At 50.2% G+C, this 24883-nt stretch carries 26 protein-coding genes; 13 read left to right on the top strand and 13 right to left on the bottom strand.

Annotated features, from left to right (window positions below; all coding sequences use genetic code 11):
- Positions 1-27 precede the first annotated feature (27 nt).
- Positions 28-1476, bottom strand: a complete 1449-nt coding sequence (thiI, locus tag JK216_RS05250; RefSeq protein ID WP_212711071.1) for a tRNA uracil 4-sulfurtransferase ThiI — start codon at positions 1474-1476, stop codon at positions 28-30.
- A gap of 235 nt (positions 1477-1711) precedes the next feature.
- On the opposite strand from thiI, the gene xseB reads away from it, so the two are divergent.
- From xseB to dxs, 3 genes are read left to right on the top strand one after another with little or no spacing between them, the layout of a single operon-like run.
- On the top strand, positions 1712-1954 hold the full coding sequence (xseB, locus tag JK216_RS05245) for an exodeoxyribonuclease VII small subunit (protein WP_212707925.1): 243 nt from the start codon (positions 1712-1714) through the stop codon (positions 1952-1954).
- The gene (ispA, locus tag JK216_RS05240) at positions 1954-2853 is read left to right on the top strand and encodes a (2E,6E)-farnesyl diphosphate synthase (RefSeq protein WP_212707924.1); all 900 of its coding nucleotides are present in this window, start codon (positions 1954-1956) and stop codon (positions 2851-2853) included. Before xseB ends, ispA begins: the two co-directional genes overlap by 1 nt.
- Before the next feature lie 19 nt (positions 2854-2872).
- On the top strand, positions 2873-4738 hold the full coding sequence (dxs, locus tag JK216_RS05235; RefSeq protein ID WP_212707923.1) for a 1-deoxy-D-xylulose-5-phosphate synthase: 1866 nt from the start codon (positions 2873-2875) through the stop codon (positions 4736-4738).
- Positions 4739-4803: 65 nt separating this feature from the next.
- On the opposite strand, the gene pgpA is transcribed toward dxs, so the two are convergent.
- From pgpA to nrdR, 6 genes are all read right to left on the bottom strand, one after another.
- On the bottom strand, positions 4804-5322 hold the full coding sequence (gene pgpA, locus JK216_RS05230; protein WP_212707922.1) for a phosphatidylglycerophosphatase A: 519 nt from the start codon (positions 5320-5322) through the stop codon (positions 4804-4806).
- Positions 5300-6277 carry a thiamine-phosphate kinase gene (gene thiL / locus JK216_RS05225; protein ID WP_212707921.1) on the bottom strand — a complete coding sequence of 326 codons (978 nt, stop codon included), beginning with the start codon at positions 6275-6277 and terminating at the stop codon, positions 5300-5302. The genes pgpA and thiL overlap by 23 nt, the downstream gene beginning before the upstream one ends.
- Before the next feature lie 69 nt (positions 6278-6346).
- Positions 6347-6766, bottom strand: a complete 420-nt coding sequence (nusB, locus tag JK216_RS05220; protein WP_212707920.1) for a transcription antitermination factor NusB — start codon at positions 6764-6766, stop codon at positions 6347-6349.
- 16 nt (positions 6767-6782) lie between these two features.
- Positions 6783-7253: a 6,7-dimethyl-8-ribityllumazine synthase gene (gene ribE, locus JK216_RS05215; protein WP_212707919.1), complete on the bottom strand. Its 471-nt coding sequence runs from the start codon at positions 7251-7253 to the stop codon at positions 6783-6785.
- Positions 7254-7346: 93 nt separating this feature from the next.
- Complete coding sequence (gene ribD, locus JK216_RS05210; protein ID WP_212707918.1) at positions 7347-8450, bottom strand: bifunctional diaminohydroxyphosphoribosylaminopyrimidine deaminase/5-amino-6-(5-phosphoribosylamino)uracil reductase RibD; 1104 nt, start codon at positions 8448-8450, stop codon at positions 7347-7349.
- A 4-nt stretch (positions 8451-8454) separates the two neighbouring features.
- Positions 8455-8904, bottom strand: coding sequence for a transcriptional regulator NrdR (gene nrdR, locus JK216_RS05205; protein WP_212707917.1), 450 nt, complete (start codon positions 8902-8904; stop codon positions 8455-8457).
- Between the two features lie 184 nt (positions 8905-9088).
- On the opposite strand from nrdR, the gene lysM reads away from it, so the two are divergent.
- The 7 genes from lysM to JK216_RS05170 all read left to right on the top strand — a co-directional run bounded on the left by lysM (position 9089) and on the right by JK216_RS05170 (position 14477).
- The gene (lysM, locus tag JK216_RS05200; protein WP_212707971.1) at positions 9089-9523 is read left to right on the top strand and encodes a peptidoglycan-binding protein LysM; all 435 of its coding nucleotides are present in this window, start codon (positions 9089-9091) and stop codon (positions 9521-9523) included.
- Between the two features lie 36 nt (positions 9524-9559).
- On the top strand, positions 9560-10075 hold the full coding sequence (locus JK216_RS05195; protein ID WP_212710680.1) for a DUF3251 domain-containing protein: 516 nt from the start codon (positions 9560-9562) through the stop codon (positions 10073-10075).
- 430 nt (positions 10076-10505) lie between these two features.
- Positions 10506-11495: an LLM class flavin-dependent oxidoreductase gene (locus JK216_RS05190; protein WP_212707915.1), complete on the top strand. Its 990-nt coding sequence runs from the start codon at positions 10506-10508 to the stop codon at positions 11493-11495.
- On the top strand, positions 11495-12247 hold the full coding sequence (locus tag JK216_RS05185) for an amino acid ABC transporter ATP-binding protein (RefSeq protein WP_212707914.1): 753 nt from the start codon (positions 11495-11497) through the stop codon (positions 12245-12247). The genes JK216_RS05190 and JK216_RS05185 overlap by 1 nt, the downstream gene beginning before the upstream one ends.
- Before the next feature lies 1 nt (position 12248).
- Complete coding sequence (locus JK216_RS05180) at positions 12249-12923, top strand: ABC transporter permease subunit (protein WP_212707913.1); 675 nt, start codon at positions 12249-12251, stop codon at positions 12921-12923.
- Position 12924: 1 nt separating this feature from the next.
- A complete protein-coding gene (locus JK216_RS05175; RefSeq protein ID WP_212710683.1) occupies positions 12925-13626 on the top strand; it encodes an ABC transporter permease subunit in 702 nt (233 codons plus the stop codon).
- Positions 13627-13637: 11 nt separating this feature from the next.
- The gene (locus tag JK216_RS05170; RefSeq protein WP_212707911.1) at positions 13638-14477 is read left to right on the top strand and encodes a transporter substrate-binding domain-containing protein; all 840 of its coding nucleotides are present in this window, start codon (positions 13638-13640) and stop codon (positions 14475-14477) included.
- A 569-nt stretch (positions 14478-15046) separates the two neighbouring features.
- On the opposite strand, the gene secF is transcribed toward JK216_RS05170, so the two are convergent.
- The 5 genes from secF to queA form a co-directional block, all read right to left on the bottom strand.
- Complete coding sequence (secF, locus tag JK216_RS05165; RefSeq protein WP_212707910.1) at positions 15047-16015, bottom strand: protein translocase subunit SecF; 969 nt, start codon at positions 16013-16015, stop codon at positions 15047-15049.
- 9 nt (positions 16016-16024) lie between these two features.
- Positions 16025-17872: a protein translocase subunit SecD gene (gene secD / locus JK216_RS05160; RefSeq protein ID WP_212711070.1), complete on the bottom strand. Its 1848-nt coding sequence runs from the start codon at positions 17870-17872 to the stop codon at positions 16025-16027.
- A 25-nt stretch (positions 17873-17897) separates the two neighbouring features.
- Positions 17898-18230, bottom strand: coding sequence for a preprotein translocase subunit YajC (gene yajC / locus JK216_RS05155; protein ID WP_212707908.1), 333 nt, complete (start codon positions 18228-18230; stop codon positions 17898-17900).
- Positions 18231-18255: 25 nt separating this feature from the next.
- Positions 18256-19380: a tRNA guanosine(34) transglycosylase Tgt gene (tgt, locus tag JK216_RS05150; protein WP_212711069.1), complete on the bottom strand. Its 1125-nt coding sequence runs from the start codon at positions 19378-19380 to the stop codon at positions 18256-18258.
- Between the two features lie 78 nt (positions 19381-19458).
- Positions 19459-20529, bottom strand: a complete 1071-nt coding sequence (queA, locus tag JK216_RS05145; protein WP_212707906.1) for a tRNA preQ1(34) S-adenosylmethionine ribosyltransferase-isomerase QueA — start codon at positions 20527-20529, stop codon at positions 19459-19461.
- Between the two features lie 102 nt (positions 20530-20631).
- Here queA and JK216_RS05140 point away from each other — a divergent pair, with 102 nt between their 5' ends.
- From JK216_RS05140 to JK216_RS05130, 3 genes are all read left to right on the top strand, one after another.
- The gene (locus JK216_RS05140; protein ID WP_212707905.1) at positions 20632-21213 is read left to right on the top strand and encodes an ACP phosphodiesterase; all 582 of its coding nucleotides are present in this window, start codon (positions 20632-20634) and stop codon (positions 21211-21213) included.
- A 110-nt stretch (positions 21214-21323) separates the two neighbouring features.
- Positions 21324-21926, top strand: coding sequence for a peroxiredoxin C (locus JK216_RS05135; protein ID WP_212707904.1), 603 nt, complete (start codon positions 21324-21326; stop codon positions 21924-21926).
- A gap of 191 nt (positions 21927-22117) precedes the next feature.
- Positions 22118-23416 (top strand): mechanosensitive ion channel domain-containing protein, encoded by a 1299-nt coding sequence (locus tag JK216_RS05130; protein WP_212707903.1) that lies wholly within the window; start codon positions 22118-22120, stop codon positions 23414-23416.
- 44 nt (positions 23417-23460) lie between these two features.
- On the opposite strand, the gene proY is transcribed toward JK216_RS05130, so the two are convergent.
- Positions 23461-24831 (bottom strand): proline-specific permease ProY, encoded by a 1371-nt coding sequence (gene proY / locus JK216_RS05125; protein WP_212711068.1) that lies wholly within the window; start codon positions 24829-24831, stop codon positions 23461-23463.
- Positions 24832-24883 lie beyond the last annotated feature (52 nt).

Genomic DNA, 24883 nt, shown 5'->3' with positions numbered 1-24883 from the left:
CGCGGGCTTTTTTAGCACAACATACGGTTAAGGACGATAAACTTTCACATTGGTGTAGCCTTGCTCGTGCAGGTACAGGGCCTGCAAACGGCTCATCACTCCGCGTTCACAATACAATAACCAGGTCCGGCTCTGGTCAAGTCCCGCGAACTGACTGCTCAGCTTATAGAACGGCAGTGACTGAATATCAACATTTCCGACACGCAGAGGCCGGTCCTCCTGCTCATCGATGGAACGGATATCCAGAATACTGTCATTCCCGGCAAAGGATGCTACTGTCTCGACCTCAGCCACTTCATCGGCGGTCTGCTCTGCAATTTCCCGGATATCGAGGTTGCTGGCTTCCTGCACCACCTTATCAAGGATACTGAAGTCAAACTTCTCCTCTTCGGCAAGAATTTTGCTCTTGATGGCTTTGACCGTCGGGCTTTTGGAAATCACACCGCAGTATTCCGGCATAGTGCGGGCAAAGTCTTCAGTACCGATCTCTCGGGACAGATTGATAATATGTTCTTTGTCATGGGAAATCAGTGGCCGCAGGATCAGCGTATCACTGGCATTATCGATCAGACGTAAATTAGTCAGGGTCTGGCTGGAGACCTGGCCAATGGCTTCACCGGTCACCAGCGCCTGGACACCATAGCGCTCTGCCACCATAGAGGCCGCACGTACCATCATCCGCTTCAGTACCACCCCCATCTGACCGTCATCAACGTTTTCGAGGATTTCACCGACTACCGGCTCAAAATCGATCGCCACAAAGCGCACACGGTGCGAGCGCCCAAAACGGTTCCACAGATAGTGTGCGACCTGACGTACGCCAATCTCGTGGGCTGCTCCGCCGAGGTTAAAGAAGCAGTAATGTACACGGCAGCCACGGCGCATCAGCATATAGCTGGAAACCCCGGAATCAAACCCGCCGGAAATCAGGGATAATACGTCTTCCTGGGTACCGATAGGGAAGCCACCGATACCTTCATAACGCTCAGTAATCAGTAACAGGCGGTCATCTTCAATTTCCAGATGAACGGTCACCTGCGGATGGGTCAGTTTCACGGAAGCAGAGGCAATATTCTGGTTCAGACCGCCACCGACATAACGTTCCACGTCCTGGGAACTGAAATCGTGTTTACCGCGACGCTTTACGCGCACACAGAATGTTTTCCCTTGCAGGCTGTCACCGTATAAAGCGAGAGTCTGCTCAAAGATATTATGGACATCCGTATAGGTCTGTTCTTCAACCGCCAGAATATGATGGATTCCGGGGATACGGGTCAGTTCTTCGGCGATAACCGGTTTCAGATCTTCCCGCTTAGAGCGGACAACAATATGGTCCCAGTGACGAACGATTTTAATTTCTTCGTCGATGGTTTTCAGGATATTGCGAATATTTCCGTTAAGAATTTTAATAAAACGCAGTCGTACGGACTGACTCTTAATCGTAATTTCCGGAAACAGTTTTATGATAAACTTCATGGCGGCACAGGCTTATTCTGGGAAATAAGTGTTAATAAATACACACTTAACTGTTAAAATCAGGGTACTGCGGGCGGCAATTTCTTGTCCCGCGTCCAGGATGCACAAGTATATCACCTTTGTTAAGAGTCTGCTTCTGCTACCTCCGTCACATTGATCATTTTGCTAATCGTTCATGGTCAGCTACCATAAGCGACCACAAATGATTAAATAACTCATTGAGCCGGTACTGACTATGCCAAAAAAAACCGAACCCTCTGTCAGCTTTGAAAGCGCTTTACAGGAACTGGAAACTATCGTCCGGCGTCTGGAGACGGGGGAATTACCGTTAGAAGAAGCCCTGAATGAATTCGAAAAAGGGGTTAAACTGGCAAAAACCGGTCAGCAAACGTTACAAAAAGCCGAGCAACGGGTACAAATCCTGCTCAAACCGGATAATGACGCTGAGTTAACTGCTTTTAGCCCGGAAAAGAATTAATGGATTTTTCGACCTTACTCACCACCTGCCGTCAGCGGGTAGATAATGCATTAACAATACTACTGCGTGACCTGCCTTTTCAGAGTTCTCCTCTGGCAGAGGCAATGCAATACGGCGTATTGTTAGGCGGCAAACGGATGCGTCCGTTTCTGGTCTATGCCACCGGCGAAATGCTGGGAACACCGCCACAGGCGCTGGATATTCCGGCGGCGGCCATTGAATGTATTCATGCCTATTCATTGATCCATGATGACTTACCGGCAATGGATGACGATGCATTGCGCCGGGGTAAACCCACCTGCCATATCGCATTCGGTGAAGATACAGCAATACTCGCCGGTGATGCCCTGCAAACTGTCGCCTTTACGGCACTGGCTGACAAGCCAATGCCGGGTGTTTCAGACCAGTCACGGCTGGCAATGATTTCTGAACTGGCTGCCGCCAGTGGTGCCGGCGGGATGTGTGGTGGTCAGGCACTGGATTTGGCCGCCGAAGGTCAGTCCGTTTCTTTAGAGGCGCTGGAAACTATCCACCGCCATAAAACCGGCGCATTGATCCGCGCCGCCGTCCGGCTCGGGGCTTTATCTGCCGGTGAACGCGGCAGAGCCCTGCTGCCGGACCTCGACTGTTACGCCAATGCCATCGGCCTTGCCTTTCAGGTGCAGGATGACATTCTGGATGTTGTCGGCGATACAGACGTTATCGGTAAACGCCAGGGCGCTGATCTGGCGCTGGGAAAAAGCACGTATCCGGCATTACTGGGGCTGGACGGTGCGCGGGCGAAAGCCCGGCTTTTACACCAGGAAGCCATAGAAGCGTTGGATCGACTCGCCGCACAATCTTTAGATACGGCCTTATTAAGGGCCCTGGCGGGTTATATAATTGAACGTGATAAATAACATCTATAATGAGTCACTGATGAGTTTTGATACCACCCAATACCCGACACTGGCGCTGGCAGGCACAGTGCAGGAATTACGTCTATTGCCAAAAGAGAAACTCCCGGCCCTGTGCAATGAGTTACGCCAGTACCTGCTTGACAGTGTCAGCCAGTCCAGCGGACATTTTGCCTCAGGCCTGGGGGTCGTGGAACTGACGGTGGCTTTGCATTATGTCTATAACACCCCTTTTGATCACCTGATCTGGGACGTAGGGCATCAGGCATATCCGCATAAAATTCTGACCGGTCGCCGTGACCGCATCGGGACTATCCGTAAGAAAAATGGCCTGCATCCGTTTCCGTGGCGTGAAGAAAGTGAGCATGACGTGCTGAGTGTCGGACACTCTTCCACCTCCATCAGTGCCGGGCTGGGAATGGCGGTTGCCGCAGAAAAAGAAGCCGCCGGGCGCCGTACTGTCTGTGTGATTGGCGATGGAGCCCTGACCGCCGGAATGGCGTTTGAGGCCATGAACCATGCGGGTGATATCAAGCCTGATATGTTAGTTGTGTTGAACGATAACGACATGTCTATCTCAGAAAATGTCGGCGCACTGAATAACCGTGTCGCACAGATCCTGTCCGGTAAAACTTATTCATGGTTGCGTGAAAGCGGGAAACGGGTACTGACCGGCCTGCCCCCGATTAAAGAACTGGTAAAACGCACCGAAGAGCACCTGAAAGGGATGGTTTCTCCGGGGACGTTATTTGAAGAACTGGGCTTTAACTATATTGGTCCGGTGGACGGGCACGATGTCACAGGACTGGTTAGCGCATTAACCAATATGCGCAGCCTGAAAGGACCACAGTTCCTGCATATCATTACTAAAAAAGGCAAAGGCTACGCCCCGGCAGAAGAAGATCCTATTGCATGGCATGCTGTGCCTAAATTTGACCCGGCGAGGGGGGAGTTACCCAAGAGCAAGGGTGGCACGCCAACCTACTCGCAGGTTTTCGGTGACTGGTTATGCGAAACTGCGGCGACAGACAGTAAGCTGATGGCTGTGACTCCGGCGATGCGTGAAGGGTCCGGAATGGTGCGTTTTTCACGGGAATATCCGCGGCAATATTTTGATGTTGCGATTGCTGAACAACATGCGGTGACCTTTGCTGCCGGTCTGGCTGTGGGTGGATATAAGCCGGTAGTCGCTATCTACTCAACTTTCCTGCAACGTGCTTATGACCAGTTGATCCATGATGTGGTGATCCAGAAACTGCCGGTGTTGTTTGCTATCGATCGTGGCGGCATTGTCGGTGCTGACGGTCAGACTCACCAGGGCGCATTTGATATTGCTTTCCTGCGTTGTATCCCCGGGCTTTTGATCATGACACCCAGTGATGAGAATGAATGCCGGGATATGCTGCATACGGGCTACCACTATCAGCAGGGGCCGGCCGCGGTCCGTTATCCGCGGGGGACTGGTCGCGGGCTGGATAGCCGTGCTGCCGAATTACTGCCGCTGGGTAAAGGGGTGATTAAACGCCAGGGCGAGAAACTGGCTATTCTTAACTTCGGTACCCTGTTACCGGAAGCAGAAGCCGCAGCAGAGGCCCTGAATGCCACCCTGGTGGATATGCGTTTTGTGAAACCGCTGGATAATGCTCTGATCCTGCAAATCGCCGGACAGCATGAAAGTATTGTGACGCTGGAAGAAGGTGCAATCAGTGGCGGTGCTGGCAGTGGAGTGAATGAAGTATTGATGGCTGCCCGGCGTATGATACCGGTTTTAAATCTGGGTCTGCCGGATAAATTTATTCCTCAGGGAACTCAGGAAGAAATCCGTCAGGATCTGGGCCTGGATGCCGAAGGCATTCAGTCAGCAATTACTGAGTGGCTGAACCAGTAACCGCCTGATGGCGGACAGGGCTGACTGCCCTGTCCGTACAGTTTCCGGTACACAAGAGGACAGCGTCAGACCGGTAACAGCGTCGGAAAATAACGGGCCACGACAAACAGCAGCGCAGCAGAGAGTATCCCCGCCACAATATCATCAATCATAATCCCCATCCCGCCACCGACATTTCGGTCAAACCAGCGAATAGGCCAGGGTTTCCACATATCCAGCACCCGGAAAACGACAAAGCCAGCCGCCACCCATTGCCAGTGATGATTAGGGATCGCCATCAGGGTGATCCACATCCCGATAAACTCATCCCAGACAATACTGCCATGATCATGGACCCCCATATCCTTCGCGGTACGGTGACACAGGTAAACACCCACACAAATCCCGAACAGGACCACCAGATAATAAATATCCTGAGGCAGTAGGATCAGCAAATACCAGAATGGCAGGGCTGCCAGTGACCCCGCAGTACCTGGCATGACCGGACTCAGTCCGCTGCCAAAACCGGTAGCCAGCAAGTGCCAGGGATTACTCAGATGAATACGTGAAAGTATTTGTCGTCTATTTTCTGCCAAAATGATCATATCCTTTCAGGTCAGCTTTAACCGGCTTGCCCTGTTCCAGCAATACCAGCCCGTCCGCTTCAGGGGCTATCTGCCCGATACAATGATACCCCGTCCCCAGATGGTCAAGGGCGACGGCCAGTGCACCGCGGTTAACTTCCGGCACGGTGAAGCATAGCTCATAATCTTCTCCGCCATTCAGTGCCCAGCGCAAGGCCTGCGGTTTATCAAAACCGTCCAGCAGCGCCGATGAAAGCGGAATAGCATCAATATTCAGCCTGGCACCGACGCGGCTGGCTCTGAGAATATGACCGAGGTCAGATAACAGGCCGTCAGAAATGTCGACTGCTGATGTTGCCAGGTCACGCAAGGCCTGGCCCTGAAGGATGCGCGGCACCGGGCGCAGATGGCGTTTGATCAGGGCTTCATGGATAGCAGGATCGGCTATTTTATGATGGTGTTGTAACAGGGACAGTCCGGCAGCACTGTCTCCCAGGGTTCCGGTAACAAAAATCCAGTCGCCGGGTTTAGCACCTGAGCGTTTCAGTGCCCGTCCTGTCGGTACCAGCCCATGGATCCCCAGCGTCATGCTCAGCGGACCTCGGGTGGTATCCCCGCCAATCAGCTGCATATCGTAGTAATCCAGCAGCTCAAATAAGCTGTCACTGAAGGCCTGCAGCCAGTCTTCATCCGCGGATGGCAGGGTCAGTGCCAGAGTCAGCCACGCCGGGTCAGCCCCCATCGCCGCCAGATCACTCAGATTAACAGCCAGCGCTTTGTAACCCAGATCTGACGGATGAATATCCCGTAAAAAATGTATACCTTCCACCAGAGTATCAGTACTGATAGCAAGTACCTTTTTTTCAGGGACTGCCAGCAAAGCACAGTCATCACCGATGCCTTTAACCACATCGCGACGGGAACTGGTGACACGATTAAAATAACGAGCAATGAGCTCAAATTCGCCACAGGACATAAGCGGGTTCACTCAGCAGGTAAGTTAAAAACAGGTATAAAAAAGGCCGGAGAACCGGCCTTAAGATCGTTACTTGCGATTAGGACGAATTTGTGGCGCTGCTTTATCCAGAACACCATTTACAAATTTGTGGCTGTCTTCCGCACCGAACACTTTCGCCAGTTCAATAGCCTCATTGATAGCAACTTTATAAGGCACATCCGAGCGTTTGCTTAACTCATAGAGCGCGATACGCAGGGCCGCTTTTTCCACCTGCCCCAGCTCGTCAAGACGACGGGACAGGTAAGGTTTCATCAAATCATCAAGATAGGCGCTGTTGGTCGCGACACCTGCCAGTAATTCACGGAAGTAGTTAACATCAACATCTTTGACGTCCTGTTCCGCCAGAAACTGGTATTCCACATCGGCAATGTCATTGTTGGATAACTGCCAGGAGTACAGTGCCTGAAGGGCACACTCCCTGGCACGGCGGCGAGCAGCAGGTTTCACAAAATTCCCCTTAAAATCAGGCGTTAATAGCTTTTAATACATTAATCATTTCAAGTGCGGTCAGTGCCGCTTCGGCACCTTTATTACCCGCTTTAGTACCAGCACGCTCAATAGCCTGCTCGATATTTTCGGTTGTTAATACTCCGAATGCCACCGGAATATCACTGTTCATTGCCACACTGGCGATACCTGAACTGGCTTCACCGGCGACAAATTCAAAGTGAGCCGTACCACCACGGATTACCGTTCCCAGTGCGATCACCGCATCATATTTGCCGGTTTTACTCAGCGCACGGGCTGCCAGTGGTAATTCATAAGCGCCCGGAACCCAGACCACAGTAATGTTATCAGCCTTCACCTGACCAATACGTTTCAGCGCATCAATCGCACCTTCCAGCAGGCTGTCATTAATAAAGTTATTAAAACGGGCAATCACAATGGCAATATTTGCGTCGGGTGTTGCTACTGCAGCTTCAATAATTTTCATAGGTTTCCTTTCAGGTATTAGTTGGGTCGCCCGGCAAGGGGGGCGAATTTTAGCATACTCTTTAGCGCTCTGCTCTCGCTTTTGCGCAAACTCTTAATCAGGACGTAAAATAACCCGCAAATCAGGGCCAATACGGCGCACATCTTCAAAACGGAAGGCCGGCGCATCCTTTAACGCGGTCATGCCGGGTAAAGCACACAGCCCTCTGGCCTCATTCCCCAACAGCTTCGGGGCAAGATAAACAATCACTTCATCTACCAGCCCGGCACGCAGCAATGCTCCGGCCAGGGTCGGCCCGGCTTCAGTCCAGACACTGTTTATCTGTTGTTGTCCCAGCAGCATCATCATTGCTACCAGGTCGGTGCCCCCCTGGTGCTGAGGCACAACAAACTGTCGCACGTCCTCAGGCCATTCTCCGGCAGGTTGTGAGCGCATCAGCCAGCTTTCCCCCGGCTGAGAAAATACCTGTAATGCCGGAGATAACTGCTGCTGACGGTCAATAATCACCCGGACTGGCTGACGAATATCCCGGCTATCGCCCATCAGAGCCAGACTGTCACTGTCCAGTTGCTGAGCCCGGACGGTCAGTGCCGGGTCATCGGCAATCACTGTGGCACTGGTGCTGAGGATCGCATGGCTGGCAGCACGGAAACGCTGTACATCACGACGGGATTCCGCAGACGTAATCCACTGGCTTTCGCCACTGGCCATCGCCGTGCGTCCGTCCAGAGAGGCGCCTAATTTCAGTTGCAGCCAGGGAAAACCGGTACGCATCCGTTTCAGAAAGCCGCGATTAATGTCCTCTGCCGCCTGTGACATGACGCCATGGCGGACCTCAACCCCCGCCTGCTGTAAGCGGTACAACCCACGGCCAGCGACCTGAGGATTCGGATCCTGCATAGCGGCAACGACCCGCGAGACCCCGGCAGCAATCAGGGCATCACAGCACGGCGGCGTACGGCCAAAATGGCTGCAGGGCTCCAGGGTCACATAGGCGGTTGCCCCTTTTGCCTGTTCGCCGGCGGCACGCAGAGCGTGCACTTCCGCATGAGGACCACCGGCACGCTGGTGCCAGCCCTCTCCCACGACCTTACCTTCACGGACAATCACACAACCTACATTCGGGTTAGGTGCGGTGGTGAAACGTCCCCGGCTGGCCAGCTCAAGGGCCCGGGCCATATATTTTTCATCAGACATGCTGTCAGTCCTGTAGTCTGGCAATCTCTTCACCAAATTCACGAATATCTTCAAAACTGCGATATACAGAAGCAAAACGAATATACGCGACTTTATCCAGCATTTTTAATTCATCCATGACCAGGTTACCCAGCATCTTACTGGGTACCTCACGTTCGCCGGTTGCCCGTAAATGAGCTTTGATCCGGTGAACTGCACTGTCCAAATCATCAGCACTGACCGGCCGTTTTTCCAGCGCCTTCATCATGCCGCGCAACAGTTTTTCTTCATCAAAAGGTTCGCGGACATCATCACTTTTTACAATTCTGGGCATCACCAGTTCAGCCACTTCAAAAGTGGTAAAACGTTCGTGACAAACCAGACACTGGCGGCGACGCCGGACAGATGATCCTTCGCTGACCAGACGTGAGTCTATAACTTTGGTGTCCACTGCGGCACAAAACGGACAATGCATGGCATATTCCCGGAGACTGATATTGAATAGCGCTAGTGTAACGCGAAGTCAGGGTTAACTAAATGTATTCAGCGACTGTAATATTGTTTTTGGCTAATCATCTTATTGTTACTTATAACCATAAGTCGCTATGCTTAACGAGTAGCAGCCCGATTTTACAGACCGTGAAACCTGAGGAGGAATGATGGGATTATTTAGTTTTGTTAAAGAAGCAGGCGAGAAACTATGGGATGCAGTCTCTGCAGATGCAGGGACTAAAATCCAGGATCACCTGACTAAACTGGGAATACCGGACAGCGACAAAGTAAAAGTGACCGTAAACGACGGCACAGCCACTGTTTCCGGCGACGGCCTGAGCCAGGAGCTGAAAGAAAAAATTCTGGTTGCGGTGGGTAATGTTGCGGGTATCACCCATGTTGATGACAAAATCAGCAGCAGCGATACGGAAACTGCACCGGAGTTTTATACGGTCAAATCCGGCGATACTCTGAGTGCAATTGCCAGGCACTGTTACGGGGATGCCGGTAAATATAACAAAATCTTTGACGCGAATAAGCCAATGCTCTCCAGCCCGGACAAAATCTACCCCGGCCAGGCACTGCGTATTCCGCGCGATTAACCCCGGATGATGAAAAAAACGCTACCGGGTGTAGTGATGTCCTCACTTCTGCTGGCCGGATGCAGTCATAACGTCCGTCCGGCAGAGACGCTGGGCACAACGGTCGGACAGCTTAACCAGTCCCTGAGCCATTTGTCTGAGCAATCAGCAGCCCTGGCCTTTCAGCACCGGCTGAATGCACAATCGACCCACGGAGCCTGGCTGTTACCGGCCGCCGGCAGCCCGGTAGTGCTGGAAGCTGACAGGGCGAGGTTGTTACTGCAACTGACGTCTGACAGTGACAGCAGCCAGCCGGTGCTGCAGGTGAAAAATAGCGGAACGCAGGTATTACCGCCCTTTCAGCTCAGCGCAATCGTGTCGGTAGTCTCTTCGGCACAGGACTACCGCACCCCACAGCCACAGAAACAGGCACCGCAGGAATTGTACCAGCCGGAAAGGCTGCCTCCCGGCAGTGAAGTCCGTTTTACTCTGCACGGGGTAGCACTCCGGTCACAGCAATCTCTGCTGGTCAATGTGCATCAGTTCCGGCCCGATTATCCGCCGGCCCGCTGATTAAAAAAGCCGCCCGCACAGACTACTGCCAATCATTCAACTATCGGTTAAAAAATCCACTGACTGGTATAAAAGGGTTCCATGTTTATCATGGAGCCCTTTTTAAATGGAACTGACATTCCGCCATCCGGGAATGCTGAAACTGCCGCCGGGACGTCAGCCGGAGTAATCCGCGCCCCCCTTTAAAAACAATGCGGGGTGATTTTTTATCTTTATCCGGCATCAAATCCTTCGTGAAATAAATACACATTCAATGACGGAATAAACCAAATAGCTCATAAAAACAAATCAGCAAAATCAAAAAAACCTCTAAAGCAAAAAAACACATAACAATAGAAAAATAGGTTATTTAGCAGTGGATTGCGGCAGGTTTTTAATACTGATAATTTAAAAAAGGAAAATAAATAATGAAATAATTAATGGTATGGTTATGTCTTTAGTCAGCAAAAAAAAACAGTTAGGCTTTCTTACCCGTCTGCTGGATGATACCTCTGCACAGCAACGTTATCTGATTGCACTGCAACAAATTATACTCGCGGAAAAGCTGGGATACGATAATGCCTGGATAGCACAGCACCATTTTGACCGTGAAGAAGGTGGTTTACCGTCACCGTTTGTCCTGCTGTCAGCCGCTGGTCAGGTCACAAATAACATTACTCTCGGTACCGCAGTAATTACCCTGTCCTTTGAAAACCCTCTGCGGGTGATTGAAGACGCTACCGTACTCAATTTACTGCATAACCAGCGTCTGGAGCTGGGCCTGGGTAGCGGAGCCACCGATGCCACGTTTAACGGTTTCGGTTTACAGGCCGCGAATCGCCGGAAAATCTTTGGTGATAACTTTGCCCGGTTTCAGGAAATTTTGCGTAATAAACAGCAACTCTATCCGGCGCCGGAAAATTTGCAGCAGAAAACCTGGCTGGCAACGTTTTCTGAGCAAGGCGCTGCTCAGGCAGGAGCCGCGGGATATGGTCTGATGCTATCCCGGACCCAGCCACGTGTGGCCGGAGGAGAGATGTCGTTACTGGCTATCCAGCATCGGATTATTGACAGCTATCTGGCTGCATTACCCGCAGGGACGGAACCGCGAATTATGGTGTCCCGCACCGTACTGGTCGTCGATGAGCACAGTCAGGGCCAGCAATGGCTGGAAAGATTTATCAAAAAATTCGAAGAGAAATATACCGATCCGGCCAGCCAGGATTACTGTGCCCTGAATGAATTTTCCACCATTAAAGATGCTTATTACGGTACCCCGGACCAGGTAGGTCGTTTACTGGCGGAAGACAGTGTGCTGGAGCGTGCGACTCATATCGCCTTCCAGTCACACACTATTGAGCCTGATTACCGATTAAGTAACCGTTCACTGGAACTACTGATCGACGTGGTGGCAAAAGATCTTGGCTGGAGAGACGAATAATGTCGCAGGAAACAATTTTTTCTGCCCGTAACCTTACGAAAAAAATAGCTAATAAAGAGATTCTCAGTCAGGTATCACTGGAAGCAAAGCGGGGAGAAATAATCACACTGATTGGCCCGAGTGGTTCGGGGAAAACAACTCTCCTAAGAACACTTAACTTATTATCACCGGCCGATAGCGGGATCCTTGAAATATCAGGAACTACTATTGACTTTGAGGTTAAAAATAAAAAACAGGAAGGACAGATCCGGAAGAAAACGGGTATGGTCTTTCAAAACTATAACTTATTTAATAATCTAACCGCTTTGAAAAATATTACCGAAGGTATTATTTACGGCAAGAAAATTGCAGCACGCAAGGCACAAGAAATTGCGGTTAATTATTTAAAAGAAGTGGGGCTGACTGACAAAGCCGACGAATACCCTCGAAATTTATCCGGTGGCCAGAAACAGCGGGTAGGTATCGCCAGAGCACTGGCTTTGCAACCAGAAATCTTACTGCTTGATGAACCCACATCGGCGCTGGATCCTGAAAATATTGGTGGTGTTTTACAGCTTATCCGCAAGATTGCCGCTGCGGGTCAGACCATGATCATCTCGACTCATGAATTTTCCTTTGCCGAAAAAGTCTCCGGTAAGGTGGTGTTTATGGAAAACGGGAAAATTATTGAATCTGACACGCCGCAGGTAATTTTTCATGGGGCGAAAAATCAACGTACCCGTAACTTTGTTGATAAAGTAACGCATTACTAATATGGAAATCTTCAGCGAAGTTTTTATTAAATTATTGCTCGGGTTGGGAACCACGCTGGAAATTATCCTGTTTTCGGTGCTGACTGGTTTTGTGACTGGACTGCTGCTGCTGGCGCTGAGGTCATGCGGTGTGGCGGGCAGAACTCTGTATGGCCTGTATACCGGAGTGATGAGAGCTTCGCCTATACCGATCGTTATCCTGCTGTTTTATTTTGGCGGCAAATTCCTGTTGCAGAAAGCCGGCGCTGACATCACTGCTGTCCGTGACATCTGGTATGCCATCGGGGCAATTGCGGCGATTGCCGGGGCTTATTTTTCTGAAATTATCCGCTCGGGAATTCGGTCGGTTGATAGCGGGCAGGCAGAAGCTATTACTGCCAGTAATATTCCGCCACTGACCGGGTTTCTTAGAATCATTTTACCGCAGGCTTGTGTAATTTCGGTGGCAAGCTTTGCCAATCTTTTGATTACCATTGTAAAAATGACTTCCGTGGTGAATCTGGTGGGGATTAATGATGTGTTCGGTCTGGCGAAGCGAATTTCTAATGCCAGTTATGGAATGCTACAAATTCAGTCATTTATAAGCACGCTACTGATTTACTGGTTACTCAGTATGATCATTGCTGGTCTGCTGAAGATTCTGGAAAATAAATACCAGATCATTACGGGTAAATAGTATGAATATGTCATTTTTATTCAGCGCCACGCCATTTATCCTTAGCGGATTAGGCGAAACGCTGCAAATTATTCTGTTATCATTGTTATTCTCACTGATTGCCGGCGGAGTGGTTTGCCTTATAAGTCTGAAGGTAAAACACCGTCGCTGGCAGAATATTATTTTCCTTTACCTGTCACTGACCCGTTCCATCCCGGTTATTGTTCTGATGTATATGGTATTTTATACCCTGCCTTATCTGCTGGTTGCGGTATTTAACATGATGGGTATTCACGGAGTATCTGCCTGGAAACTGAAATTACCCGCGGATGTGGCGGCAATTGCTTCACTGGTATTTGTATACTCTGGTTATTTTTCTGAGTTTTTTCGTTCTGCCTGGTTTTCAGTAGACAGCGGGCAATCAGAAGCTGCCAGAACCGTTAATCTTCCCCAGTTCAGCAGTTTTCGGCGAATTATTTTTCCACAAATGATGGCCACGAATAGTCCGGCATTTTGTAACGTTATAATGGATTTGATTAAAGACTCGGCATTAGCTTCCACCATCGGGGTCATTGATGTGGTTGCTAAATCGAATATCATTTCAGCCCGGACATTTAATTATGTCGGCTCCTACCTGATTGTTTATATTGTGTTTGTTGTCCTGGGTTTGTTTTTTTCAAACGCTATCGATCTTATTATTAAAAAAACACTGGCAAAATATTAAAAGGAATACTCATGTCATTTAAAAAGTCACTTGCAAGCGCTCTGATAGTTTCAGGGCTGGCATTATCATCGTTTTACTCTTTTGCTCAGGCAGCTACGCAACAGATAAATGTCGCTATGGATAGCAATAACTATCCATTCTCTTATGTGGATGAGAACGGAGTCATTTCAGGTTATGATGGTGATCTGCTGAAAATTATTCAGAAGAAATTGCCGGAATATAAATTCACCTACAGCACCGTGTCTCAGGATGCTATTCTGACCGGACTCAAAACGGGCGCTTACGATCTTTCATCAAACCATTTTTATCTGAATAAAGATCGTGCAAAAAGTTTTGATTATTCACATCAGCCTACCGGCATCAGTGATTTAAGGCTGATTGTAAGAAAAGATGATAACAGTATCAACTCGCTGGACGATATTGCCAAAAAGCATAAAAAACTAAACCCGATTAATGTTAATGATGCCCGTTATACTGTCATTGAGCAGTACAACCGTGCGCATCCGGCAACCCCGATTACGCTGACACCTTCAGGTGAAGAATCCGCTTTAGATATGTTCCGCTCGGTCGATTCAGGTGAATATGACGCTGCTGTCTATCCTATCGGTGGCTACCTGTCACTGATCAGGAAAGTACCTTTAAATATCAAAGCTTCAGCCAGTGTCGGTCTGTTTCCGACCATTGTTCTGTACAAAAAAGGGGAAGACCCGGTACTGATCAGTAAGATTGATAATATCCTCCGGTCGCTAAAACAAGATGGTACGCTGGCGAAATTGTCTGAGAAGTGGTATCAGGAAAATGTGTATTCTTTGCCGGGTGCGGATAAGGTGGTCGTGAAAAACGATCTTTAGAGTCTGTCAGTCATTCTTTAAAAAAACGATCAGGGCACCGTCAGTGCCCTGTTTATCACTATTCACATCACTGTTTACTGTGGGTTACCGAAACCGGCGGATCCTCACTCTCTGATTCAGTCTTATACAGAAACTCCGTTACTGATTTATTAACCTGCTCATCAGTTCAGCCAGCACAGACCCATGCCGATCGTTTAACGAGCGGTTAAACGATCCACTGTCTGGTATAAAAGGGTTTCATGTTTAGTCAGCGTTGGCACAGCAGACAGAGTCTGGTAACCGGTGAACGCAGCGAAGTAAATTACCGGAAATGGCCAGATAAAAACTGTCAGGGGGACTGTCTGGCCTGCCAACTGAGTATCAGCAGAGTGATATTACGGCTGTTTCATCGGGGTGTTCCGGAGCATCTGAAACACATGTACCGCCATCCGGGAATGCTGAAACTGCCGCCGGGACGTCAGCCGGAACACGAACAGGCAACCCGGGGGGCCCCCTTTAAAAACAATGCTGGTCACCTTAAGTGACCAGCATCAGGCTGCCTTTTTTATCAGAACCGCTGGAAACCGCGACTAAGGAAGCAGCGATTTCTGATCAGCACCTTCTTTTTCGACCTTCTGCACCAGCATATGTTCACGTTTCATGCCCAGCTTCAGCGCCAGCGCGGAAGCCACATAAATAGAGGACACAGTACCGATAGTAATACCAATCAGCATGGTCAGAGAGAAGCCTCTCAGCAACTCACCACCAAACAGGAACAACATCAGAACAACCACCAGGGTGGTCGCCGACGTCATAATGGTACGACTCAGGGTCTGGGTGAGTGATACGTTGACGATATCGTAAGGCGTTCCGCGACGGATTTTACGGAAGTTCTCACGGATACGGTCCGATACCACAATACTGTCATTCAGAGAGTAACCGATCACCGACATCAGAGACGCGATAATCGTCAGGTCAATCTCAATATGGAACAGAGACAGTATCCCCATAGTAATGATGACATCATGGGCAAGGGCCAGTACCGCCCCCAGCGCCAGACGCCATTCAAAACGGAAACCGACATACACCAGGATACAAATCAGTGCCACCAGCAGCGCCATTGCCCCGGCCTGCGCCAGGTCACTGCCGACACTCGGACCGACAAACTCAATCCGTTTGACCACCGCCGTCTGATGGGTTGCCTGATTAATCACAGACACCACTTTATTGCCTAATTCCTGGCCGGAATTACCGGCGTTTGGCGATAACCGCACCAGGACATCACGGCTGCTGCCAAAGTTCTGGACCTGGGGCTCCATAAAGCCGGCGTGTTGCAACGCCTGGCGCATAGTATCCAGTTCACCGGGGTTTTCGAGAGTGATCTCAATAACAGTACCACCGGTGAAGTCCAGGCCCCAGTTAAAGCCACGGACGCCCATAACAATCACAGAAGCTACCAGCAGTAACCCGGAAATGGCGAAGGCCAGATAATCCCAGCGCATGAAGTCATACACTTTACGGCCATAATTTAGTTGCTCAACATCATATTGCTGTGCCATTACCCACTCCTAAATTGACAGCTTATTGATACGTTTGCCGCCATACAGCAGGTTCACGATAGCACGTGTGCCCACAATCGCTGTAAACATGGAGGTCGCCACACCAATGGCCGTCGTAATCGCAAATCCTTTGATTGATCCGGTACCGACTGCATACAGGATAATCGCGGTGATCAGGGTTGTGACATTGGCATCAACGATACTGGAGAACGCACCACGGTATCCCTCATGAATCGCCTGCTGAACACTGCGGCCATTTCTGAGTTCTTCTTTAATACGTTCATTAATCAATACGTTAGCATCTACTGCCACCGCAAGGGTCAATACAATCCCTGCAATACCCGGCATAGTGAGTGTCGCACCCGGCAGCAGGGACATGATACCGACAATCAGTATCAGGTTTACAATTAACGCCGAGGTGGCAATAACACCGAATTTTTTGTAGTAGATAACCATAAACAGAATGGATGCAATCAGTCCCCACAGGCAGGCATGCAGACCCTGGTTGATATTCTGTTGTCCCATCGTCGGGCCAATGGTCCTTTCTTCAACAATCTGAATCGGTGCAATCAGCGCACCGGCACGCAACAGTAAAGATAACTGGCGGGCTTCGTTCGGATTATTGATACCGGTGATACGGAAGCTGTTTCCAAGACGTGACTGAATATTCGCCACGTTAATCACTTCTTCTTCTTTCTCCAGAATCGCACGGCCTTTGGCATCTTTCTTACCACTGTCTTTATACTGCACAAACAGGGTCGCCATCGGTTTGCCGATATTATCTTTGGTATAATCAGACATCATGTTTCCACCGGCACTGTCGAGGGAAATATTTACCTGAGGCTGATTGTACTCATCCATGCTGGAGGTAGAGTCAGTGATATGGTCACCGGTCAGAATCACTCGTTTGTACAGCACAACCGGCTGGCCATCACGGGTCATTTTCACTTCTGAGTCGCCGGGAATACGTCCCTGCGCCGCAGAAGCCGCATCGACACTGGTATTGACCGGACGGAATTCCAGGGTAGCCGTCGCACCAAGAATTTCTTTAGCACGGGCCGTATCCTGAATACCCGGCAGTTCGACCACAATCCGATCAGAACCCTGACGCTGAACCAGAGGTTCGGCAACACCCAGTTGGTTCACACGGTTACGCAAAATATTAATATTTTGCTGTACCGCATACTCACGGGCTTCGCTCATCCGGGCATCGGTCATCACGGCACTTAAACCAGTGCTGCCGTTGCTCTTAATCACTAAGTCATTATGGCGCGGGCTCAGATAACTGATGGCACGGTCACGGTCAGTCTGGTTAGCAAAACTGATCGTGACACCATAGTTATCGGCTTTACCAATGGTGGTATAAGGGATTTTCTGGTCACGCAACTCGCTGCGCAGGCTGTCTGAGTTCTGTTCCTGCAGCTTGCCCAGTGCAGTATCCATATCAACTTCCATCAGGAAGTGAACACCGCCCCGTAAATCCAGCCCCAGTTTCATCGGTTCGGCAGACAGCATGGCTAACCATGGCGGTGTCGCCGGAGCCAGGTTCAGGGCGACAACATAGTTTTCGCCTAATCCGCTGACCAGTGCTTCACGGGCACGTAACTGGATATCAGTATTAGAGAAACGGGCAAGAATGGCACCATTCTCCAGGGCAATGGATTTGCTCTGGATCTTGTCCTGGCGGAGAATATTCTGGATCTGATCCAACGTTTGCTCACTGGCGGCGGCACCCCGCGCACCAGTGATTTGCACGGCCGGATCCTCTCCATACAGGTTGGGAAGTGCATATACCAGACCGACGATAAGGATCACGATCAGCATGATGTACTTCCACAAAGGATAACGGTTTAACACGGCAATTCCCTTAGGGGAGAAAAAATTACAGCGCCTTCATTGTGCCTTTCGGCAGAACGGCAGCTACGAAATCACGTTTGATCACGACTTCAGTCGTATCGTTAAGCGCAATAACCACATATCCGGTATCAGAAACTTTACTGACACGGCCGACCAGTCCGCCGTTAGTCAGTACTTCATCGCCTTTAGCAATCGAGTCCATCAGTTTTTTATGATCTTTAGAACGTTTTTGCTGTGGGCGTAAAATCATAAAGTAAAAAATCAATCCGAAAACCACCAGCATGATCACCAGAGAATACGGACTTCCCTGAGACGGAGCACCGGCAGCAGCAACTGCGTCAGAAATGAAAAAACTCATTAAATTTCCCTCATTGGATTTATAGTCAAACGTTCAGGGCCGGGACGTCTTTGCCGGTCCTTTGGTAAAAGTCAGCCACAAAGTGCTCTAATTTACCGTCTTCAATAGCTTTACGTAAACCCGCCATCAGACGCTGATAGTAACGCAAATTGTGAATAGTATTCAGTCTTGCGCCTAAAATTTCATTACAACGGTCCAGGTGATGCAAATATGCACGGCTGTAATGACGACAGGTATAACAGTCACATTCGGCATCCAGCGGGGAAGTATCGTCTTTATGCTTCGCATTACGAATTTTGACAATCCCGTCGGTAACGAACAGATGGCCGTTACGGGCATTACGCGTTGGCATCACACAGTCGAACATATCCACACCACGGCGCACACCTTCCACCAGGTCTTCCGGTTTACCCACCCCCATCAGATAGCGGGGTTTGTCTTCCGGAATCTGCGGACAGACATGTTCAAGGATGCGGTGCATGTCTTCTTTCGGCTCACCGACAGCCAAACCGCCCACAGCGTACCCATCAAATCCTATATCTACCAGCCCTTTAACAGAGACATCTCGTAAATCTTCGTAAACACCGCCCTGGATAATACCGAACAATGCATTTTTGTTACCCAGTGCATCGAAACGGTCACGGCTGCGTTTCGCCCAGCGCAGAGACATCTCCATAGAGCGTTTTGCATAGTCGTGATCCGCCGGGTAAGGGGTGCACTCATCAAAAATCATCACGATATCAGAACCGAGATCATGCTGAATTTCCATGGATTTTTCCGGGTCGAGGAAAATCTTATCGCCGTTAATCGGGTTACGGAAATGCACACCTGCTTCGGTGATTTTACGAATATCCCCGAGACTGAAGACCTGGAAGCCGCCGGAATCAGTCAGAATCGGCCCCTGCCACTGCATAAAATCATGCAGATCACCGTGCAGCTTCATAATTTCCTGACCCGGACGCAGCCACAGATGAAAAGTATTGCCCAGAATAATCTGTGCACCCGTATCTCTGACTTCTTCCGGAGTCATCCCTTTGACCGTGCCGTAAGTCCCGACCGGCATAAACGCCGGCGTTTCCACCACACCACGATCGAATACTAACCGGCCGCGACGGGCACGGCCTTCGGTGTTCATTAATTCAAACTTCACACAACCTCCACCAGAGAAACAGTCTGATGTTAATAATTAAACATCCGGATAACGGCTGACACCTGGCCAGCCGCAGGTTTACTCCCCGACCTGCTGCTCAGCAGCGGCCGGGTTTTTAGTAATAAACATCGCATCGCCATAGCTGAAAAAGCGATATTGCTGCTCTACGGCCTGACGATAGGCCTCCATTGTCTGGTGGTACCCGGCAAACGCCGATACCAGCATAATCAGGGTTGATTCAGGCAGATGGAAGTTAGTGATCAGAGCATCAATCACCTGATACTGATATCCCGGATAGATGAAAATTTGCGTGTCATCAAAAAACGGGGCAATTAATGCCTGTTCAGCCGCGCGGGCAGCACTTTCCAGAGAACGTACCGAGGTGGTGCCGACCGCAACCACTTTATTACCCCGGGCTTTACAGGCCAGAACAGCATCCACCACATCCTGAGGCACTTCTGCATACTCAGAATGCATTTTATGATCTTCAATGGTATCCACCCTGACCGGCTGGAAGGTCCCCGCCCCGACATGCAGGGTAACAAAGGCCATTTCCACGCCCTTCTGACGCAGGGCCTGTAACAACGGCTCATCAAAGTGCAGCCCTGCGGTCGGCGCCGCAACCGCTCCCGGCCGGGCACTATACACGGTCTGATACAACTCCCGGTCAGACTCTTCGTCTGGCCGATCGATATACGGCGGCAGGGGCATATGACCGACCTGGTTAAGAATATCCAGCACTGCCCGGTCATCCCTGAAAGCGATTTCAAATAGCGTATCGTGCCGGGCGACCATAGTCGCGCTGATACTTTCATCATCCCCCAGCAGTAATTCACTGCCGGGTTTAGGCGCTTTTGAGGCACGGACATGGGCCAGCACACGGTGATCATCCAGCATACGCTCAACCAGTACTTCAATTTTACCGCCACTGGCTTTACGACCAAATACCCTCGCAGGGATCACGCGGGTATTATTGAAAACCAGTAAGTCACCGGCGTTCAGCTTGTCCAGGACATCGGTAAAAACCCCGTGAGTCACCTCTCCGCCGGGACCGTCAAGGGATAGCAGACGGCAACCACTCCGGTTGGGCTGGGGATAATGAGCAATTAATGACTCTGGCAGGTCAAAATTAAAATCAGCTACGCGCATGGCGGAATATTCCGGGCAAAAAAACAGGCGACATAGTGTAGCGGAAAAGCAGCCATTACTGAACCACTGGCTGTGACGCTAAAGATTTGCCTATAATAGCCTATGAATTTTCTAGCGCACCTGCACCTTGCCACCCTCTCAGAAAGCTCTCTGTTAGGGAATCTGATGGCTGATTTTGTCCGTGGCGACCCCTCGCAGCAGTGGGATGTTCCGGTGGCTGATGGTATTCGTTTGCACCGCCGGCTCGACAGCATGACCGACCAGTTGCCGGAAGTGCGTGCCGCCCGCCAGCTATTCCGTCAGGAAACCCGCCGCGTATCGCCCGTCACTCTGGACGTTATCTGGGATCATTTCCTCGCCCGCGACTGGAACCTTTATTGTCCGGACATCGCGCTGGGCGATTTTTGTGATCAGGCGGAACAACAAATCCGGCCGTTTTTAACCCGTACCCCGGCAGAATTTCGCGCCCTGAATCAGTGGATGTGGCCTGAACGGTGGCTGGAAAAATATGCCCGTAAAGAGCGGCTGGAAGTCGTGTTACAAGGAATGGCCAAAAGACGACCTAAACTGGAAAAGTTACGCCACTCTTATCAGGATTTTACCGACAACTACGCCGCCCTCGATCAGCTTTTTTCTGAGTTTTATCCCGGACTTATGCAATTGGCTAGCGAAAAAAGGCTGTAAAAGCCTGCGCTGGCTGTCATACTCTTGTCTGCAAGTAACAGGATAATTTTTGCGAGAGCTGGCTGCTCTGCTACGCCAGTTTTTTTAACCCCTAAGCGATTGGAGTGATTATGGTACTGGTTACCCGTCAGGCCCCTGACTTTACGGCTGCTGCCGTACTGGGCAATGGTGAAATTGTTGAAAATTTCAACTTTAAAAAACACACTGCAGGTAAACCTGTGGTGCTGTTCTTCTGGCCAATGGACTTCACCTTTGTCTGTCCTTCCGAATTGATCGCGTTCGACAAACGTTATGCTGAGTTCCAGAAACGTGGTGTGGAAGTGGTTGGTGTTTCCTTCGACTCTGAATTTGTGCATAACGCATGGCGTAACACCCCTATCAACGATGGCGGTATCGGCCCGGTAAAATATGCCATGGTTGCGGACATCAAACGTGAAATCCAGCAGGCTTACGGCATCGAACATCCGGATGCAGGTGTTGCACTGCGTGGTTCATTCCTGATCGACAAAGACGGTGTAGTTCGCCATCAGGTAGTTAACGATCTGCCATTAGGCCGTAACGTCGACGAAATGCTGCGTATGGTTGATGCGCTGCAATTCCACGAAGAGCATGGCGAAGTATGTCCTGCACAGTGGGAAAAAGGCCAGGAAGGTATGGGCGCATCCCCGGAAGGCGTCGCTAAATATCTGACAGCCAACGCCGGTAAACTGTAATACCGCAGGCTGATAACCCGCTCCGGCGGGTTATTTTTTATCTGTTCCTTCCCCCGTCATCCTCTGCCCCTCCCCCCCCAACTGAGAGTAAAGAAATGTATTCCCCGTCGATATCGGGTTTTGTTATTCGCACTCTGTCGCCGGAGGCTTTAAGCTTACCCTGATGAGATAACATAAACACAGGGAGACTTATGCAACAACAAATTACCGACTGGCTTCTGGCGTTAGGACTGACGCACTACACCAATACATTCGCGGTGGTTGCAGTCATAGTGGCGATTATTTTTATTTCACTGATTATTCATCTGATACTGCACAAATGCCTGCTGCCGGTATTTAAATACCGGGCAGAAAAAAGCCCCCACCAGTGGCCAAAGGCTCTGTTACGTAACCAGTTATTTCACCGTGTCGCCTGGATGATACAAGGAATATTATTCCAGTTGCTGACTCAAATCATGCTCGACAATAATACGGCCGTGTTCAATACCCTGATGACCGTCGGGGAACTCTGGACCATTCTGTTTGCCATGCTGATTGGGTTTTCGCTGCTGGATTTTATTCAGCACGTTTCTGCCAACAGTATGCTGGCACGCCAGCTGCCATTGCGGGGAATTCTGCAAAGCGTCAAACTGGTGACTGCTATCCTGATAAGTATTCTGATGATTTCGGTACTGCTGGGTAAATCACCGGGGGTCTTGCTGACAGGGCTGGGTGCCATGACCGCCGTATTAATGCTGGTCTTTAAAGATCCGATCCTCGGACTGGTGGCCGGCATCCAGCTGGCAGCAAACGATATGCTGAAACTGAATGACTGGCTGGACATGCCTAAATATGGTGCGGACGGTGCAGTAATCGATATCAATCTGACCACCGTTAAAGTCCGTAACTGGGATAATACGATTGTCACTATTCCGGCCTATGCCCTGATCTCTGACTCTTTTAAAAACTGGCGAGGAATGTCTGAGTCCGGCGGGCGGCGGATAAAACGCAGCATTAATATTGATACGACCAGTATCCACTTTTTGTCCGCGCAGGAAGCTGATCAGCTCAGTAAAGCCCGGCTGCTGGTGCCTTATCTGGACAAAATGCGGGAAGAAGTGTCTGAATGGAATGCCGAAAATGCCAAAGACAGCCAGTCTCCGCTCAATTACCGGGCACTGACCAATGTGGGAACGTTCAGGATCTGGCTGGAGAACTGGCTGCGTATCCACCCTAAAATCCATCAGGGGATGACGCTGATGGTTCGTCAGCTGGCACCGACTGAAAACGGCTTGCCGATCGAAATTTACGCGTTTACCAATACCACCGTCTGGACTGAATACGAACAAATTCAGAGTGATATTTTTGACTATATCTACGCGGCACTGCCGGTGTTTGGCCTGCGGGTACATCAAAGCCCTACCGGCAGCGATGTGCGCTCATTGGGCAGCCAGCTGGCTGCTGTCGTGACCGCAGAAACCGCTGCACATCGCCAGGACATATCATCCTGACAGACCGGCAGACCGGCCCGCGGGGAAGCGGGCCGGTCCTGTGATTATGCCTGTTCTGCTCCTGCGGTCCCTTTTTTCACAAAACGATAGCCCAGCAGCAATAAAACCACCCAGCCAGCCCCGACATACAATGACAACCGTGTGTCCGGGAAGTAGCCAATCATTGCAATGATAAACGTCAGAAACAGGATCCCCAGTACTGACATCAGCGGACCACCGGGTAACGGGAAGCGCAGTTTTTCGGCACCCTGGTGACCTATTTTTTTGCGGAAACCAATCTGTGATAACAGGATCATGATCCATACCCAGACAGTGGCGAACGTTGCCAGTGAAGCAATCACCAGGAAGACTTTTTCCGGCATCAGATAATTAAGCAGTACCGCGATTAACAGTGCCACCATCATCACAACCACAGTCAGCCAGGGCGTTCCGCGTTTGGAAACTGACAGGAAGACTTTAGGCGCATCACCGTGTTCGGCCATACCGTGCAGCATTCGGCCAACACCGAAAATATCACTGTTAATCGCCGATAAAGAGGCGGTAATCACCACAAAATTAAGTAATGATGCGGCAGCAGCAATGCCTAAATGCTGAAATGTCAGTACAAACGGGCTGCCGTTAGTCCCGACCTGATCCCACGGATAAATTGACATAATCACGAACAGTGTGCCGACATAGAACACCAGAATACGCCAGGGTACCGAGTTGATCGCTTGCGGAATCGACTTCTCCGGTTTATCTGCTTCACCTGCGGTAATACCGATAATCTCTATCCCGCCGTAGGCAAACATCACCATCTGCAATGACAGCAGCATACCGGTAACGCCGTGGGCAAAAAATCCGCCATGGCTCCACAGGTTACTGATACCGGTCGGCTGTCCGCCGTTACCAATCCCCCAGATAATCATGCCGAGACCGGCAAGGATCATGATAATAATGGTGGCGACTTTAAAAAACGAGAACCAGAATTCGACTTCGCCGAACACCTTCACGCTCATAATATTAATCGCCCCGATAATCAGCACCACACTCAGTACCCAAATCCAGTGCGGTACCTCAGGGAACCATACGCCCATATACACCCCGAATGCGGTGACATCGGCTATCGCGACAATCAGGATTTCAAAACAATAGGTCCAGCCAGTGATATACCCGGCCATAGGGCCAAGATAATCACGGGCATAGCGGGAGAAAGAACCGGCGTTCGGATTATTCACCGACATTTCACCCAGTGCCCGCATAATAAGATAGGCCACCGCGCCGCCAATCACATAGGCCAGCAAGACACTCGGCCCCGCCATTCTGATCGCATCCGCTGAGCCATAAAATAATCCGGTTCCGATGGCCGAGCCTAACGCCATAAAACGAATGTGTCTGGTGGTCAGCCCGCGGCTGAGCTTATTTTTATTTTGCATAACAACCCGTACCTGTAAAAAGAAAAACCACGGGCAGGCCCGTGGTTTACTC

Source organism: Tatumella sp. JGM94 (assembly GCF_018257595.1).
Lineage (GTDB): Bacteria > Pseudomonadota > Gammaproteobacteria > Enterobacterales > Enterobacteriaceae > Tatumella > Tatumella punctata.
This window is presented reverse-complemented; position numbering and strand designations above follow the sequence as displayed.

Coding starts and splice junctions, on each gene's coding strand:
- thiI (WP_212711071.1), bottom strand. CDS start 1,476: ATGAAGTTTATCATAAAACTGTTTCCGGAAATTACGATTAAGAGTCAG.
- xseB (WP_212707925.1), top strand. CDS start 1,712: ATGCCAAAAAAAACCGAACCCTCTGTCAGCTTTGAAAGCGCTTTACAG.
- ispA (WP_212707924.1), top strand. CDS start 1,954: ATGGATTTTTCGACCTTACTCACCACCTGCCGTCAGCGGGTAGATAAT.
- dxs (WP_212707923.1), top strand. CDS start 2,873: ATGAGTTTTGATACCACCCAATACCCGACACTGGCGCTGGCAGGCACA.
- pgpA (WP_212707922.1), bottom strand. CDS start 5,322: ATGATCATTTTGGCAGAAAATAGACGACAAATACTTTCACGTATTCAT.
- thiL (WP_212707921.1), bottom strand. CDS start 6,277: ATGTCCTGTGGCGAATTTGAGCTCATTGCTCGTTATTTTAATCGTGTC.
- ribE (WP_212707919.1), bottom strand. CDS start 7,253: ATGAAAATTATTGAAGCTGCAGTAGCAACACCCGACGCAAATATTGCC.
- ribD (WP_212707918.1), bottom strand. CDS start 8,450: ATGTCTGATGAAAAATATATGGCCCGGGCCCTTGAGCTGGCCAGCCGG.
- nrdR (WP_212707917.1), bottom strand. CDS start 8,904: ATGCATTGTCCGTTTTGTGCCGCAGTGGACACCAAAGTTATAGACTCA.
- lysM (WP_212707971.1), top strand. CDS start 9,089: ATGGGATTATTTAGTTTTGTTAAAGAAGCAGGCGAGAAACTATGGGAT.
- JK216_RS05195 (WP_212710680.1), top strand. CDS start 9,560: ATGTCCTCACTTCTGCTGGCCGGATGCAGTCATAACGTCCGTCCGGCA.
- JK216_RS05190 (WP_212707915.1), top strand. CDS start 10,506: ATGTCTTTAGTCAGCAAAAAAAAACAGTTAGGCTTTCTTACCCGTCTG.
- JK216_RS05185 (WP_212707914.1), top strand. CDS start 11,495: ATGTCGCAGGAAACAATTTTTTCTGCCCGTAACCTTACGAAAAAAATA.
- JK216_RS05180 (WP_212707913.1), top strand. CDS start 12,249: ATGGAAATCTTCAGCGAAGTTTTTATTAAATTATTGCTCGGGTTGGGA.
- JK216_RS05175 (WP_212710683.1), top strand. CDS start 12,925: ATGAATATGTCATTTTTATTCAGCGCCACGCCATTTATCCTTAGCGGA.
- JK216_RS05170 (WP_212707911.1), top strand. CDS start 13,638: ATGTCATTTAAAAAGTCACTTGCAAGCGCTCTGATAGTTTCAGGGCTG.
- secF (WP_212707910.1), bottom strand. CDS start 16,015: ATGGCACAGCAATATGATGTTGAGCAACTAAATTATGGCCGTAAAGTG.
- yajC (WP_212707908.1), bottom strand. CDS start 18,230: ATGAGTTTTTTCATTTCTGACGCAGTTGCTGCTGCCGGTGCTCCGTCT.
- queA (WP_212707906.1), bottom strand. CDS start 20,529: ATGCGCGTAGCTGATTTTAATTTTGACCTGCCAGAGTCATTAATTGCT.
- JK216_RS05140 (WP_212707905.1), top strand. CDS start 20,632: ATGAATTTTCTAGCGCACCTGCACCTTGCCACCCTCTCAGAAAGCTCT.
- JK216_RS05135 (WP_212707904.1), top strand. CDS start 21,324: ATGGTACTGGTTACCCGTCAGGCCCCTGACTTTACGGCTGCTGCCGTA.
- JK216_RS05130 (WP_212707903.1), top strand. CDS start 22,118: ATGCAACAACAAATTACCGACTGGCTTCTGGCGTTAGGACTGACGCAC.
- proY (WP_212711068.1), bottom strand. CDS start 24,831: ATGCAAAATAAAAATAAGCTCAGCCGCGGGCTGACCACCAGACACATT.